This window comes from Novosphingobium sp. DS6-6 (genome assembly GCF_057784975.1).
This window is the reverse complement of record NZ_JBYNTS010000008.1, coordinates 74,015-89,870: the sequence shown is the minus strand read 5'-3', so window position 1 is coordinate 89,870 and position 15,856 is coordinate 74,015. Positions and strand designations below refer to the sequence as shown.

The 15,856-nt window shown below is 68.1% G+C and carries 10 protein-coding genes; 2 read left to right on the top strand and 8 right to left on the bottom strand.

Annotated features, from left to right (window positions below):
• The first annotated feature begins 49 nt into the window (after window positions 1-49).
• On the top strand, window positions 50-1,582 hold the full coding sequence (locus AC3EDY_RS11265) for a carboxylesterase/lipase family protein (RefSeq protein ID WP_488572588.1): 1,533 nt from the start codon (window positions 50-52) through the stop codon (window positions 1,580-1,582).
• A 16-nt stretch (window positions 1,583-1,598) separates the two neighbouring features.
• Here AC3EDY_RS11265 and AC3EDY_RS11260 read toward each other — a convergent pair whose 3' ends face one another.
• Together AC3EDY_RS11260 and AC3EDY_RS11255 are read right to left on the bottom strand one after the other, a co-directional pair.
• Window positions 1,599-2,951 carry a glycoside hydrolase family 125 protein gene (locus AC3EDY_RS11260; RefSeq protein WP_488572676.1) on the bottom strand — a complete coding sequence of 451 codons (1,353 nt, stop codon included), beginning with the start codon at window positions 2,949-2,951 and terminating at the stop codon, window positions 1,599-1,601.
• A 232-nt stretch (window positions 2,952-3,183) separates the two neighbouring features.
• Window positions 3,184-3,666: a family 20 glycosylhydrolase gene (locus AC3EDY_RS11255; protein WP_488572587.1), complete on the bottom strand. Its 483-nt coding sequence runs from the start codon at window positions 3,664-3,666 to the stop codon at window positions 3,184-3,186.
• Window positions 3,667-3,690: 24 nt separating this feature from the next.
• On the opposite strand from AC3EDY_RS11255, the gene AC3EDY_RS11250 reads away from it, so the two are divergent.
• Window positions 3,691-6,144 carry a hypothetical protein gene (locus AC3EDY_RS11250; RefSeq protein WP_488572586.1) on the top strand — a complete coding sequence of 818 codons (2,454 nt, stop codon included), beginning with the start codon at window positions 3,691-3,693 and terminating at the stop codon, window positions 6,142-6,144.
• Window positions 6,145-6,162: 18 nt separating this feature from the next.
• On the opposite strand, the gene mmsB is transcribed toward AC3EDY_RS11250, so the two are convergent.
• From mmsB to AC3EDY_RS11220, 6 genes are all read right to left on the bottom strand, one after another.
• On the bottom strand, window positions 6,163-7,035 hold the full coding sequence (mmsB, locus tag AC3EDY_RS11245; RefSeq protein WP_488572585.1) for a 3-hydroxyisobutyrate dehydrogenase: 873 nt from the start codon (window positions 7,033-7,035) through the stop codon (window positions 6,163-6,165).
• 126 nt (window positions 7,036-7,161) lie between these two features.
• A complete protein-coding gene (locus AC3EDY_RS11240; protein WP_488572675.1) occupies window positions 7,162-7,944 on the bottom strand; it encodes an enoyl-CoA hydratase-related protein in 783 nt (260 codons plus the stop codon).
• The gene (locus AC3EDY_RS11235; RefSeq protein WP_488572584.1) at window positions 7,941-9,026 is read right to left on the bottom strand and encodes an enoyl-CoA hydratase/isomerase family protein; all 1,086 of its coding nucleotides are present in this window, start codon (window positions 9,024-9,026) and stop codon (window positions 7,941-7,943) included. Before AC3EDY_RS11235 ends, AC3EDY_RS11240 begins: the two co-directional genes overlap by 4 nt.
• On the bottom strand, window positions 9,023-10,165 hold the full coding sequence (locus AC3EDY_RS11230; RefSeq protein WP_488572583.1) for an acyl-CoA dehydrogenase family protein: 1,143 nt from the start codon (window positions 10,163-10,165) through the stop codon (window positions 9,023-9,025). Before AC3EDY_RS11230 ends, AC3EDY_RS11235 begins: the two co-directional genes overlap by 4 nt.
• 182 nt (window positions 10,166-10,347) lie before the next feature.
• A complete protein-coding gene (locus tag AC3EDY_RS11225; protein WP_488572582.1) occupies window positions 10,348-11,649 on the bottom strand; it encodes a sugar MFS transporter in 1,302 nt (433 codons plus the stop codon).
• A 169-nt stretch (window positions 11,650-11,818) separates the two neighbouring features.
• On the bottom strand, window positions 11,819-15,808 hold the full coding sequence (locus tag AC3EDY_RS11220) for a non-ribosomal peptide synthetase (RefSeq protein ID WP_488572581.1): 3,990 nt from the start codon (window positions 15,806-15,808) through the stop codon (window positions 11,819-11,821).
• Between the last annotated feature and the right edge of the window lie 48 nt (window positions 15,809-15,856).

Here is a 15,856-nt window from a genome sequence, read left to right as displayed (position 1 = left end):
CCGGCGGGTAAAGCCCCAATCGGACAAGCGGAAGGATAACGTAAGGAGGATGGCCCTGATCACGCGGCGCACGGCCTTGGGCGGTTTGCTGGGATCGGTGGGCGCGTCCCCCATGGCGCCGCGCGCCTGGGCGGCGCGCGACGGACTGCGCGTGGCCACTCGCAACGGCGTGGTGCGAGGGCGCCTGGCGGATGGCGTGCGGGTGTTCACCGGCATTCCCTATGGCACAGCCGCGCGGTTCGGCCAGCCGCGCCCGCCACGGGCCTGGTCCGGGGAATGGGATGCCACGCGCCCAGCCCGCGCCGCGCCGCAGCCCGAAGGCATGACCCCGCTGCCCGCCGTCCAGGCCGAAGACTGCCTGCAGCTCAACGTCTGGGCGCCGGCCGCGCCCGGCCGTTATCCGGTGCTGGTCTTCATCCACGGCGGCAGCAACGAAACGGGGTGGAGCGGCTGGGACGTGATCGCCGGCAATCGTTTCGCCGCGCGGGGGGTCGTCTGCGTCACGCTGAACTATCGCCTGGGGGCGCTGGGCTTCATGGAGCTGGGCCATGTGCTGGGCCGGGCCTATGCCGGGAGTGGCAATAACGGCCTGCGCGATCTGCTGCTGGGGCTGCGCTGGGTCCGCGACAATATCGCCGCGTTCGGCGGCAACCCGGGCGCCGTGACGATCGCGGGCGAATCCTCGGGCGCGCGCAATGTCTGCGCGCTGATCGGCCTGCCGGCTGCCGACGGCCTCTATGCCCGTGCCATGGTATTCAGCGGCGGCGCACAGACCGTCCACACCCCGGCTGAGGCGGCGACCTTTGCCAGTGCCATCGTCACGCGGCTTGGCGGGGCGGAGCGATTGCTGGTTTCCCCCTTCCCCGCCCTTGTCGAAGCGCAAGTGGCCGCACGACGTGGCTGGCCGCGCAACCTGCCGTTCCGGCCCACCATCGATGGCGCGTTCCTCCCGCAGGTGCCCCTTGCGCGCATCGCCGCAGGCCTTGCGCCGCGCGTGCCGCTGCTGGCCGGGTCGAACGCCAACGAAAGCCGCCTGTTCCTGAGCGAGGCGCAGGCATCGCGGCCGCTGTGGTCGCAGAACGTGGCGAACGAGACCATGCCCCGCATGGCCGCGCTCAACCGCGCCTATGCCCGCGCCTTTCCCGAACTGACCGATGCCCAGCGCCACTGGCGCCTGCTCACGGCCGAGGAATATGGCATTCCCACCTTGCGGGTGATCGAGGCGCAGGCCCGGCACGGCGTTCCCGTGTGGCGCTATCGCCTGGCCTGGCCCGCGCCGGGCGGACCCTACAAGGGGCACAGCCCCCACGTGCTTGACGTGCCGTTGACGTTTGACCACGTCACGCTGCCCTCGATGGCGCAGATGTTCGGTCTTTCCGCGGCAGACCAGCCGATTGCCGATGCCTGGCATCTGGCCATCGTCGCGTTCGTCAAAAGCGGGGTGCCCAGCTCGCCCACCCTACCCGCGTGGCCCCGGTTCGATGCCGCCACCCGCGCCACCCTGGTGTTCGACCGTATCAGCACGGTGGAAAACGATCCCGATGGCGCGGAGCGGGCGCTGTGGCTGCAAACGCTGGACTGAGACCGTGGCCTGATCGTCAGAGCGGGTTGGCCAGGACCGACGGCAGCCGGTCGGCGAGGCCCACGATCATCTCGCCGAACAGGCCGTTGGCCCAGGCAAACCAGCTTCGGGTGAACTGCGCCGGATTGTTGCTGTCGACCGCCTCGTGCATGAAGCCCGTGCCTGCATCGCTATCGCGCAACTGGCGCAGCAGAGGCGCGATCACGGCGGGATCGCTGGTGGAAAGCGCCCTGACGATGAGGCTCATCGGCCAGACCTGGCCCAGCCCCACGTGCGGCCCGCCAATGCCTTCCAACGCCGATCCCTTGAAGAAATAGGGATTGGCATCCGACCAGCAGGCGGCGGCGGTCGTCTGCCACAGCGGATCGTCGGGCGCGACGCAGCCGGTATAAGCAAGGCCCAGCAGCGAGGGCACATTGGCATCGTCCATGAAGAGGGCATTGCCATAGCCATCGACTTCATAGGCCCAGACGCGGCGCCCGTCGGGCAGGCGCGTCGTGCCCCAGGTGACCAGCGCCTGGGCCACCTCGTCGGCCAGGGCGCGCGCCTCCGCGGCAAGGCCCGCATCGCCCGCCGCCCCTTCGGCTACCAGAGCCATTTCGCGCAAGGTGACCACCGCGAAGTGATTGGCGGGGATCAGGAACGGAAAGATGCAGGCATCGTCCGACGGGCGGAAACCGCTGTGGATCAGGCCCACGGGCCGGCTTGGCGCGCCATAGCCATCGAGCGCCAGCATCTCGGTGGGCCGGTCGCTGTTGCGCCGGAAAGCATAGGGTCCGCGCCCGTCCTTGCGCTGTTGTTCGCGGAACGTGCGCACGATTGCGCGCTGGGCGGAAAGCCAGACGCTATCGAATGGCGCGGCATCGCCGCTCGCCTGCCAATAACGGAACGCCAGGCGCATGGTCCAGCACAGCGAGTCCACCTCCCACTTGCGTTCGGCAACCCCGGGCTTCATCTCCGTCTGGTCCTGCAGGGCCCAGGGCAGGTTGGTCTTTGCGGCCGTATCGCGCATGAACGCGTTGGCATAGGGATCGAGCAGCACCGAGCGCGCCTGCCGGGCGATCGCCCCGCGAAACAGAGTGGCGAGGTGGGCATCCCTGCGCACCAGATGGACATAGGGCAACAACTGTGCGCTGCTGTCGCGCAGCCACATGCAGGGAATGTCTCCGGTGATCACGAAAGCATCGACGCGGCCATCGACCAGGCCCAGTTCCACCGTGGTATCCAGCGTGTTGGGATAGCAGGCCGCAAACATCGCACGCAGCTTGGGATCGGCGATCACGGCCGAAACGCGGGCGATCTCGGCCTCCACAGCCGGGCTGACAAAGCGCCGCTGCACCCGGGGCGGCCGCATGGCCGGCCCGGGCATGGGAATGTTGGCAGCGGCGGGAACCGGGGTGGAGGGAACCGGCGCGGGCGGCGCTGCCACGGAGGGGATCGCCTGCGCCGCCACCGCCGCGCGGGCCTGGTCGGTGGCCAGCACGGCGCCCGTCGCCAGCGTAGCCGCACCCTTGACCAGCGAACGGCGATCGAGCGCGGTAGCAAAGTCGGGCCTTGGCTTGGTCACTGGCATCTCCTGGGCGACGTCGTCACCCTTGGCATTATGCGCGCGGGCAGGTTAACGCGGGCGAAACCGATCCACAGGTGTTGCGGCGCCGGCCTGGTCCCGCCAGGAAACCGGGCGCCTGGCCATCAAGCGTGTACCGGATCGTGCCATAGGGTGCCTGGGCAGACAGGCTGACGGCAAGGCGCGCGGGCAGCGTATCGGTGTGGCGGGATTGCAGATTGTCGAAATAGAGCGCGGGCGCGGGGCTCAGCACGACATCGTGCCCGGCGTTGGCTGCCTTGACCGCGCCGGCCTCGCCTCGCCAGCTCATGACCGAGGCGGAAACGGGCAGCCCGGCGTCGAGAATCTCGTCCCAGCCGATCAGGCGGCGCCCATGCCGGGCAAGGTAAGCGCCAAGCTGATCGATCATCCAGCCCTGGAGCGCGTCTTCGCTCCTGATCCCGAGCGCGCGCATCTGCAGCGACGCGATCGGCTGGAAGTGGCGGACGCCGCATCCGGTTTTCGCCTTGACCTTCAAGGCTTAGCCGACAAAAACGCCAAGATGCTGGCCAGATTCCCTGCCGCCCGCCCCGCCTCGGCGCGGTTCAGGCGTTGGCGTCGAACCGCCGTGGCGCTGGTGCTGGCCGGTTCGGCCTCGTCCGCGCCGGCGCAGGCGCCTCGTCCAGGCGATTCCCGGTTCGAACTGATCGGGCCGGATATCAAAGTGATCGTCACGCGCAACGGGCAGGATCTGCCGCTCGGCAGCGTGCCCAGCCTGGCAGAGGGCGACACCCTGCGCATTTCGGCCGCGTTGCCGGGCGATCAGGGCGCGCGCCTGATGGTGGTCTCGGCCTTTTTGCGCGGCGCCACCAACCCGCCCCCGCGCGCGTGGATCGGCATTGCCCGCACCTGGAAAGACAAGCCCGCCGACCGCTCGCTCAACCTTGTCGTGCCCAAGGGCGCGCGGCAGATGGTGATCCTGATCGTGCCCGAAACCGGCGGCGCGCAAGGCACCCTGATCGAGGCGGTGCGCGGCCGGCCGGGCGAATTCGTGCGGGCCAGCCAGGATCTCAACCAGGCCTCGCTCGATCACGCGCGTCTTCTGGCGTTCGTGGCGGGGATCGACGGCGACAACGCCACCCATCCCGAAGACCTGCGCCGCATGGCGCCCACGCTCGCGCGCAGCCTTTCGATCCGCCTCAACCAGGATTGCCTGACGAAAGTGACGGAGCAGCAGGCATCGTGCCTGGTGGACAACCGCGGCTCCCTGGTGATGAGCGACATCCACACCAATTCGCTTACCGATACGCTGACCGGCGCTCCCACGTCGCTGGCGATGTCGTTCAGCAACACGCAGCAGGGCGGCGCCGGCCTCTACAGCCCTTATATCAGTGTCATCCGCGATCTGGCCAAAGTGTTCGGCGCGTTCAACAACCCGCAGTTCAACTACCTGCCGACGTTGTCCGAACTGCGCGGCGACACCGCTTCGCTCAGGCTCGACACCGCGCCTTCGTTCACCAAGCCCAAGTCGGTGATGGTCATGGCCATGCCGGCGATCGGCGCGGACAGCCCCCCGCAATTGCGCAACCCCGCCAAGGGCCCGATCTGCGTGCGCGACAGCAACCTCGTGCTGCCGGTGGAAGGGGCGCCGCTGGTCTTTGCCACCGGCTATGCGCACGACATGGTTGCCAAGGTGAGCGCGCCCGACGGTTCGACGCGGACGTTTCCGCTCCGTCCGCGGGCGGACCTGGGGGGCTATGTCGTGGCGGCTGAAAGCCTGTCGCCCGGCGCGACGCTGACCATGCACGTGCAAGGGCGCTGGGGATTCGATGCGTTCGACGGGCCTGACTATGTGGTGCAGCGCCCCGATGGCGGGGCCTGGGCCCGGGCCGGGGGTGCCGGCGGCCCGCTGGTGGCCGGGCGGGACAACGAGGTGGTACTGGAAGGCACAGCGCCCGGCTGCGTCGAAAGCGTGAGCCTGCGCGTGGGCAACAGCGCCACGGCACGCCCCCTTGCCGCGCGGGCTGTCGATGCCACGCATCTGGCGGTCACCGTGCCCCTGGCCGAAAGCGAAACGGGCGAGTTGCATCTTGACGTGCGCCAGCAGGGCCTGGGCACCCCGGCCACGGTAAGCCTGCGCGCACGGGCCGAAAACAGCCGGATCGATACGGTCGATATCCGCGCGCAGGACAGCGAGGCGACGATCACCGGGCAACGGCTGGAACAGGTGGTGGCGTTGACGCTGGGCGATGTCGAATTCCGCCCCGATGGCCTGACGCGCGAGGGGCGGATCGACCGCCTGCACCTGGCCGCCTCCGGCACCGCGCGCGCCGGCGAGGCGGGCACCACGGCCAAGGCGCAGATCACGATGGACGATGGCCGCACGCAGGCCGTCTCGATCCGCATCGGCCCGGCCCGGCCGCGCATCGATCTGGTCAGCCGCACGATCAACACCGCGCCCGCGCCCGAAGGCACGCGGCCCTTGCGCCTTGCCGCAGACGATCTTCTGCCCGACGATGCCGAACTGGTCTTTTCCGTGCGTGCCGGGGCAAACACCACGCTGGCCAAGGACGATGCCATCGAAGTGGCCCTGGCCAGCAGCCAGACCGGCCTGCGCCTGACCAGTGCCAACGGCCTGATGGCGAGCGACCCGGCCGTACTGGTGGCCACCATGCGCGCGGCCGATCTGCCCCCGGCGAGTTTCGGTCCCTTGCGCTATCGCCTGGTCAAGGCCGACGGGCAACTGGGCGCATGGCAGCCGCTGGCAACGCTGGCGCGGCTGCCACGCATCACCGGCCTTGCCTGCGACAGCGGCAGCTCGTTGCCGTGCACGCTGACCGGGCGCAATCTTTTCCTGCTCGATGCGATCGGTGCCGATGCCGATTTCACGCGCGCGGTAACCGTCCAGCCCGGCTTCACCGGCTCGAGCCTCAAAGTGCCGCGCCCCGCCGACGGCGCGCTGCACCTGCGCCTGCGCGATGCGCCTCAGGCCAAAGTCACCGTACCGCTGAACTGAATCCAAAGCGGCGAGCGGTTACAGCGTCTTAATGATCGCCGAAAAATCCCGGTCGGCGTGGCCATCGGCGGCAAAGGCGGCGTAAAGCCGTTCCGCCAGATGCCCCATCGGCACCGGCGCGCCGGCTTCCTGCGCTGCGCCCATTGCCAGGCGCAGGTCCTTGAGCATCAGCGCCGTGGCAAACCCGCCTTGATAGTCGTTGTCGGCCGGCGTCTGCGGCCCGACGCCGGGGACCGGGCAATAGCTGGTCATCGACCACGATTGGCCCGAAGCCTTGGACGCGATGTCGTAGAAGGTCTGCAGATCGAGCCCCAGGCGCTCGGCCAAGCGAAAGGTTTCGCAGGTGGCCACCATCGTGGCGCCCAGCAGCATGTTGTTGCAGATCTTGGCCGCCTGCCCCGCGCCGGCATCCCCGGCATGGATCACCGCCTTGCCCATCGCCGCCAGGATCGGCCGGGCCGCGGCAAAGGCGTCGGCCGTTCCGCCGACCATGAACGTCAGCGTGCCGCCGTGCGCCGCCGCGATGCCGCCTGAAACCGGCGCGTCGACAATCGCATGCCCGGCGGCGCCGGCAACCTCGGCCAGGCGCCGCGCAGTGGCGACATCGATAGTCGAACAATCGATCAGCAGGGCATCGGCCGGCGCCGTGCCGATCACCTGCCGCTCGATCACTTCGGCGACGATCCCGCCGTTGGGCAGCATGGTAACCACCGCCTGCGCGCCGTCGACCGCTTCGGCCACGGTGGCGCATGGCGTGCAGCCGGCTTCTTCCGCCGCAGTCAGCGCCGTGGGGGAAAGATCGAACGCACGCACGCCATGCCCGGCCCTGGCCAGGTTCGCCGCCATGCCGCCGCCCATGTTGCCCAGGCCGATGAATGCAATTGCCGCCATGGCAGCCTCTCCCGTTAATGGCGTCGTGTAGGTATAGCGTAATCGATTTCAAAGCCGAATAGCGTTACCTCGTCACCCCCGGGTCATGCCCAGAGTGACAGGGAAGCTAAGCGCACCCCGCGCGTGTCAGCGGCCCTGCCAGACGCCGGGGCGCTTTTCGATGAACGCCGCCATGCCTTCGGCCTTGTCCTGCGTGGCCGTCAGCACCTGGAACATCCGGCGTTCGGCGAGAAGGCCCTGGTCCAGCGTGGTTTCGAATGCCAGGTTGACCATTTCCTTGTTCATCAACGCGGCCAGCGGCGGCATGGCGGCGATAGCCTCGGCCGCTTTCAGCGCTTCGGCAAGAAGATCGGCATGGGGCACCACGCGGCTGACCAGGCCGCCGCGTTCGGCTTCGGCCGCATCCATCATCCGCCCGGTCAGGCACATGTCCATGGCCTTGGCCTTGCCCACGGCACGGGTCAGGCGCTGCGATCCGCCCATGCCCGGCGCCACGCCCAGCTTGATTTCCGGCTGGCCGAACCTGGCGTTCTCGCTGGCAATGATGAAATCGGCCATCATCGCCAGTTCGCACCCGCCGCCCAGGGCAAAGCCGTTGACGGCGGCAATCCACGGCTTGCGCGTGGCTTTCACCAGCTTGCTCGTCCAGCCGGCAAAAAAGTCTTCGGCATAGAATGCGGCCGCGGGCTTTTCCGCCATTTCCTTGATGTCGGCGCCCGCGGCAAAGGCCTTGTCGCCGCTGCCGGTCAGTACCGCGCAGCGCTGTGCCGGATCGGCTTCGAACGCGCTGAAAGCGGCTACGAGATCGGCCAGCACTTTGCTGCTCAGCGCATTGAGGGCCTGCGGCCGGTTGAGCGTGATCAGGGTAACGGCCCCACGCGTTTCGACCAGGATCGTGTCATAGCTCATAGCGGTGTCCATTCCTCATGCTGCGGCAGGGGCGCAAAGATGGCGTCGAGCGCGTCGGGCGCCATGCCCTCTGGCGTATCCGGGTTCCAGCGCGGCGCATTGTCCTTGTCGATGATCACCGCGCGCACGCCTTCGGCGAAATCGGGGCGCAGGATCATGCGGCCGCCGACGCGGTATTCCATCGCCATGTTGGCGGCAAAATCGGGCAGGGCCAGGCTTTGCGCCAACTGGCGCAGCGAAACGGCGCAGGAAAACGGGCAGCGGGTGGCCAGCGTCGCCAGAGTCTCTCGCGCGAAAGGGCCTGGATCGCGCGCCAGCGAGCCAAGGATCGAGGGCAGCGCGTCGTAGACGAAATGGCGGGCGATATCGCCGGCATGGGCAGCGATCGGTGCCGGGCCGGGCGTTGCCGCCAGCGCATCGAGCAGGCTGCCCACGCTCTCGCCGCCGACGATGCGGGCCTTGGCCTCGGCAAGCCCGGCCTCGTCCAGATAATGCGTGGCCAGCCCTGCCCACAGGCATTCCGCCCCGTCTAGCCGCGCGCCGGTAAGCGCCAGATATTGGCCAAGCCGCCCTTTGAGGCGCGACAGATACCAGCCGCCGCCAACGTCGGGAAAAAGGCCGATGCCCGTTTCGGGCATGGCCAGACGGGTTTTGGCCGTGGCCACGCGCCAGCGCGCCGGCTGGGAAATGCCCACGCCGCCGCCCATCGTGATCCCGTCCATGAACGCCACCACCGGCTTCACGTAAGTGAACAGCAGGTGATTCAGGCGATACTCGTGAAAAAAGAAATCGCGACCGGCCGCGCCGCCATCCTCCAGGGCCGACCCGCGCAACAGGGCAATGTCGCCGCCCGCACAGAACCCGCGCGACAGCTTGGCATCGCCATCGGGCGCCGGGGCATGATCGATGATCACCGCGGTGATCGCCGGGTCGTCCTGCCAGGCCAGCAATGCCTCGGTCATCGCCCTGACCATCGGCAGGGTCAGCGCATGGATCGCGCGCGGCCGGTTGAGCGAAAGAAAGCCGGCGCAGCCCTCGCGGCGCACAATTACGTCAGACGTTACTGGCACCTCAGGCGTCATTGCAGCAGGTCCCGCCCCACGATCATGCGCATGACTTCGTTGGTGCCTTCGAGAATGCGGTGCACGCGCAGGTCGCGCCAGAACCGTTCGATGGGATAATCGCGCAGATAGCCGTAACCGCCGAACAGCTGCAACGCGCGGTCGACCACGGCCGACCCGGTATCGGTGGCGAAACGCTTGGCCATGGCCGAAAACCGGGTTTTGTCGGGCGCGCCGGCGGTGACTTTGGCCGCAGCCAGGTAAAGCAAGGCGCGGGCCGCTTCCAGTTCGGTGGCCATGTCGGCCAGGACGAACTGGGTGTTCTGGAACTCGGCAATGGCACGGCCGAACTGTCGCCGCTCCTTCACATAGGCCACGGCTTCATCAAGGCAGCGCTGCGCCCCGCCCAGCGAGCAGGCGCCGATGTTAAGCCGCCCGCCGTCGAGCCCGGCCATGGCGATGCGAAAGCCCTCGCCCTCCGCGCCGATGCGGTTGGTCACCGGCACGCGCACGTTATCGAGCATCACTTGCGCGGTGGGCGACGCGTTCCATCCCAGCTTGCGTTCCGGCGTGCCGAACGAAAGGCCGGGCGTGCCCTTTTCCACCAGCACGCAGGTGATGCCGCGCGGCCCCGCTTCTCCGGTGCGGACCATGATCAGGTAGATATCGTTCACGCCGCCGCCGGAAATGAACTGCTTCGTTCCATTAAGCACATAGTGATCGCCATCGCGCCGGGCCGTGGTGGCCAGAGCCGCCGCGTCGGAGCCGGATCCCGGCTCGGTCAGGCAGTATGAGCCGAGCTTGTCCATCGCCAGCATGGCCGGCAGATGCTGGGCCTTGAGTTCGGCCGAGCCGAAGCTGTCGAGCATCCAGGCGGCCATGTTGTGGATCGAGAGGAACGCGGCCGTGGTGGGGCAGCCATAGGACATCGCTTCGAAAACCAGAGCCGCTTCCAGCCGCCCCAGCCCGACACCGCCGCTCGCTTCCGACACATAGATGCCGCCAAGGCCGAGTTCCCCCGTGGCGTGGATGACATCGCGCGGGAAAATGTGTTCTTCGTCCCAGCGCGCGGCATGGGGAGTGATCGCTTCGGCCGTGAACCGGCGGGTCATGTCCTGAATGGCGAGTTGGTCTTCGGTCAAGGCAAAAGCCTGGGACATCTAGGGGCGCTCCTGCTCCCGCATAAGGCGGTTGGCTTGTCGTTGGGTCGATCTTTGCGCGCACCATGGCGCAGCGCGCGTGTCGGCACAAATGCCTTTTTGGTCGCATCGGTTGTGCAAAAAAGAGGATGCAGCCGCGTGGCCGCACCCTTTGGCATGCAGGCCGCCGACCGGCAGCGCGGTCAGGCCGGGCGGCGCGCGTACCAGCCGTAGGCGGCGATGACGGCGTAACAGACGGCGGGAATAGCCATAGCGAGCGCCAGGCTGCCGGTCAGATCGGCCACCTGCCCGGTCAGCAGCGGCAGCACCGCCCCGCCGAAGATCGCCACGTTGATGATGCCCGATCCATCGGCCGTGCGCGGGCCGAGCTTTTCGCACGCCAGGCTGAAAATGGTGGGGAACATGATCGAGTTCATCAGGCCCACGGCCAGAAGGCTGTACCCCGACAGGGCACCGGTGGCCTGCGTCGACAAAACGATCAATGCGATCGCGGCAACGGCGTTGAATGCCAGGGCCTTGCCCGGCGAAACCCGGCGCAGCAGGGCCGATCCGATGAAGCGGCCGATCATCGCCCCGCCCCAGTAGACGCTGATGAGCTTGCCGGCGGCCGCTTCTTCCAGACCCATGACGTGCGCCTGGCGCAGATAACTGACGATCAGCGAACCGATCGAGACTTCTGCTCCCACGTAAAGGAAAATGCACAGGGCGCCGAAGCCGAAGCGGGGGCGCCCGAGCAGATCGAGGCCCGCCAGGCTGGCGCTTTCGACATGCTTTTCGGCGGGCAGGCGGTTGCGGAACACCCAGACCACTGCCGCGACCAGGACCAGCGCCACGGCCAGGCCGATATAGCCATTGACGATCGCGGCGCTTTCCGCCGTGCGATAGGCATCGAGCGCGGGGCCGGAAAGATCGGCGGCCGAAACCTTGGCAAGGCCGCCCAGAATCAAGGCCGCGCCGAACCAGGGAAAGACCGTGGTGCCCAGCGAATTGAACGCCTGAGCGAAAGTCAACCGGCTGGACGCCGTCCGCGCCGGGCCGAGCAGGGTGATCAAGGGGTTGGCCACGACCTGCACCATCACCACCCCGCTTGCCAGCACGAACAGGGCCAGCAGGAACACCGAATAGGTCGCGCTTTGCGAGGCGGGGATGAACAGCAGGCAGCCGGCCATCATGGTCAGAAGGCCAACCACCGCCCCGCGCATGTAGCCGATCCGCTTGACCAGGCGCGCGCCGGGAATGCCGATCACGGCATAGGCAGTGAAAAAGCAGAACTGCACCAGCATGGCCTGGGTGTAGCTGAGCGTGAACAGTTCCTTGAGCTTGGGAATGATCACATCGTTGAGCGACGTGATCCCTCCGAAAATGAAGAACAGTGCGATGACGAAGACCTGCAGTTGCGGGGCATCGACATATGAGTCTGCGGCAGCATCTTCGGCCGGACGACCGGAACGGGCGCCTGCAACGGGATCGGGGGCAAGGGCCATGCTGGTTTCTCTCCTCACGCTCGTCTTGTTGCCCGATCGCGCGGGAAACGATGCATTTCCTTGCCTTGCGGTGCGCCCTGCCCCCCGTCAAGCGCTATCCCCCGCCACCGGGGATGCAAACGTATGCCATCGGCATAGAGGCGCGGAGCCGGCCGTCGCGCGCGTGCCGCTATCCCGCCACCCGCACCGGCACGCCCTGATAGGCAAGGCCGGGCCGCAGATGCTCGTGCTTCATGATGACGCTGCCGCCCAGAACGCGGGTGCCGGCATCGATCACCGCGCCATAGAGCGGCACGGTCCCGGCGTGAACCGTGGCCCCAGCGCCGATGCGCACTTTGTCAATCTTGAGAACGCGATCCTCGAACGTGTGGGCCTGGAAATTGGCGTGGACCGTGGCCCCGTCGCCGATCTCGATCATGTCGGGATCGACCACCTGCGCGAACAGCGGCCCCAGCACCGCCCGCCGCCCGATCCTAAGGCCCATCAGCCGCAGGTAGGCTATCAGGATGAACGTGCCTTCGAGCTGCTGAAGCAGGACACTGGCATAGCGCGCCCAGGCCACGTAGACGAAATCCCAGCGGCTGCACCAGCATGACCACAAGGCGTGCTGGCCGGGCTCGACCCGCCCGATCAGACCCCACTTGAGCCCCAGCACCACAAGGCACAGCGCCACCGTGGTCGCCAGCGTGGCGCCGGGCACCACGATCCAGGCCATGAGCGCCGGCCCCGCGCCGCGTGCCGCCGCCGTGCCGATCGCGGTGAACCATAGCGCGCCGAGCAGCAGCGGCACCACCGGCAGGGCAAAGCGCGCCAGTTCCCAGAACCAGCGGTTGACCAGCCGGATCGGCGATGGGTCGTGCGTGACGCTGCGATCGGCGTCCACCACCTGGCGGCGCGGCAGATCGAAACTGGGATGGCCAAAACGCGATTGCCCGCGCGCGATCAGGCCGGCATCGGCAACGGTGGCAATGCCGATCAGGATGTCGTCAGGCAGGACCTGCCCCGGCGGGATCACGGCATGGTTGCCAAGGAACGTGTTGCGCCCCAGCTGAACCGGCCCCACGCGCGCCGTGCCCTGGCGCAATTCCGGCCCGCCCAGATAGATGCCGTCGGCAAAGAAGGTCTCCGCCCCGATGGCGACCAGTTCGGGCGTGACGTCGAAAATGGTGCTGATCTCGCACTTTTCGCCCACGTTCATGCCCGCCAGACGCAGCCAGTGCCTGAACATCAACGTGCCCGACAGCCATTCGCCCGCCGCGAACACCGCCCCCGCCTTGATCCACACGCGGATGTAGCCCACGCTCCAGCGGTCGATCACGCCAGGCTGCACCCGCCCCAGCGCCTGCAGCAGCAGGGCCGACCAGAACACGTTGAGCGGCACGGCCAGCACGGTCGCGCCCAGCACGGCGCCGAGCACCCGCACGTTCAGGCTGGGCGCCACGGCCCAGTGCCAGATGTCCGCGGCGTCGACGTCACCGACCACGCACAGGCCCAGGAACAGCAGTTCGCCCGGCAGCGCCGTCAGCGTTGTGAACAGGCCGTGCGCCAGCAGCAGCAGTGCCCCGTGCCGCCAGGGGCCGAGCCGCAGGGCCTTGCGCGTGACGGCGGGCACGGCCGGTGCCGGGCCGAGGCGCCGCGCCGGCACGCCATCCCAGATTTCGCCGGCCGGCACTTCGCCCCCGGCATTGAGCACCGACAATGCCGTGAGGACACTGCCGACCCCCATGCGCGCCGGCCCTTCGACGCCGGCGCGGACCATCAGCGTGGCGCCGGCCGCCAGGGCGATCGGCGCCACCACGATATCGCCGCGATCGAGTTCGACGAGGCCCAGGTGCGCGCCCTGACCCAGCGTGACATCATCGCCAAGGTCGAGCAGATCCCATCCGCCCCGGCGCAGATCGACATTGCGGTGGACATGCACGCGCCGCCCGATCCGCGCGCCCAACAAGCGCAGCACCGCATTGTTCAGTTCCGTTCCAGCCAGGATCGGCCAGGGGATCAGCCGCACCGCCTGCATCACCACCCAGTGGCGCAGATAGTAAGGGCTCCACACCGGGGCACGCAGCGGGCGATAACGGCCGATGACCAGCCACTTGACGGCCACCGCGAACGCCACCGAAACCGGCAGGTAGACCAGGAAGCCGGCAAGGGCGATCAGTGGCGCCACCAGCAGCAGCGCGGGCAGGCCCAGTTGGGCAAACACCCGGGGCGCCACGTGAACGCCCGCGATCCAGGATAGCCACCCGGTCATCACGATAGCGAGGCTCAGCCAGGCGACTTGCACGAAATTGGCCAGCAACGGCCGCGCCACGCCATGGCGCACCAGCGGCATGGCCGCGTCGGCGCTGGAGGCGGTCGATTCAGGAGCGCGAGCTGCCAGCTGGCGCACGGTGCGCGCTTCATACACGTCGCTCACCGTCACCCAGTCGGTCCGTCGATCCTCGCGCAGCAGCGTGACCAGCATCGCGGCCGCAAGAGAATCGCCACCCAGTTGTTCGAAAAAGTCGGCAGTGACCGAAACCCCGCCCGGGCGCCTGAGCACGTCGGCCACGGCATTGGCCACCATCGTTTCCAGCTCGGTTTCGGGGCGGACCAGCGGCTGATCGTCGCGCCGGGCGGCCAAGTGCATGAGCGGCAGCGCATTGCGATCGAGCTTGCCCCCTACGCTCGTGGGCAAGGCGGCGATCAGGCCGATCTGCCGGGGAACCATGTAGGGCGGCAAGCTGCGCCGCAGCGCGCTGCGCAGGGTTTCGCCGAGCGGGGGTACGGCCGGATCGGTGGGCACGACATAGGCCACCAGCTCGGGCACCCCGTCCCGATGCTGTACCGCGGCGCCTGCGGCGCGCACGCCGGGCAGCGCCGCGAGATGCGCTTCGATTTCGCCGAGTTCCAAGCGATAGCCGCGGATCTTGACCTGGGCATCGATGCGGCCGTGGTAGAACAGGTTGCCACGATCGTCGCGATGAACAAGATCACCCGTGCGGTAAAGACGCCCGTGGCGCGGATGGTCGATGAAGCGTTCGGCGGTGAGATCGGGGCGGTTGCGATAGCCACGGCCCACGCCCGCGCCGCCGATGTAAAGTTCCCCCTGCCGGCCGTCGGGCATGTCGTCAAGCGCGTCATCCAGCACAAAGGCCCGCATGCCCGGGATCGGACGGCCGATGACGATCGGCCCACCGGGTACGATATCGCCGCGCAGGCAGGTGACGGCGCATTCGGTAGGGCCATAGCCGTTGACCATTCGCCGTCCCTGCGCCCAGAGCGCCGCGATATCGGCCGGCAGCGCTTCGCCGCCGACGTAGAGCAGCCTGAGATCGGGCAAGGCCTGCGCGGGATCGGTGCAAGCACTGCTGCGCAGCAGTGTCGGCGGCGGGCAGAACACGCTGGCCCGATGGTTGGCGAGCCAGGCGATGACATCGGGACCGGCTCGCGCCGCCGCGTCGTCCATCACCAGAAGCGTGGCACCCGCCGCCAGCGCCAGCCAGATTTCCTCGATCGAACTGTCATAGGCAACCGAAGAGCCCTGGACGACGCGATCTCCGGGTCCCAGCCTGAATTCGGCAAGATCCGATGCTACCAGATTGGCGATCTGGCGGTGTTCGATCATCACCCCCTTGGGCTTGCCCGTCGTGCCCGAGGTATAGATCAGATAAGCCAGCGACCCGGGCGCCACGCTGGGCAGCGCGATCGCCTCTGCCGGCGCGGCCGCGAGCAGGGCAGCGGGATCGTCCACCTGGCAAAGGCCGCCGGCAAGCCGGGCAAGGCGTGCTTTTGCCGCGTCGTCGGCCAGGATCAGCGCGGGCCTGGCATCGTCGAGGATGTCGGCGATCCGGCCATCGGGAAAAGCGGCATCGAGGCAGGTAAAGGCGGCGCCGGCCTTGAGCACCGCCAGTTGCGCAAGATAAAGCAGCGGGGACGTGCGCGGCAGATGCAGCGCCACCACCGGTTCGGCAACGCGGTCTCTATCGGCCAGGCGGGCCAGGATCGCACGCGCCAGGGCATCGCTTTGCGCGGCCAGATCGGCATAGGTGATCGACTGGTTGAAATCCCGGCCCTCGCCGGCGGGTACGAAAATGGCGCAGGACCGGGGGTATTGCCGCGCCGGTGCGGCAAGAAAGCCGTGCAGCGTCAGGTCATGTTGCAATTCATTTCCGCCCATCAGCTATCCACTTATCGCGCCCACGGCGGCGGTCAATGCGGAAACCCT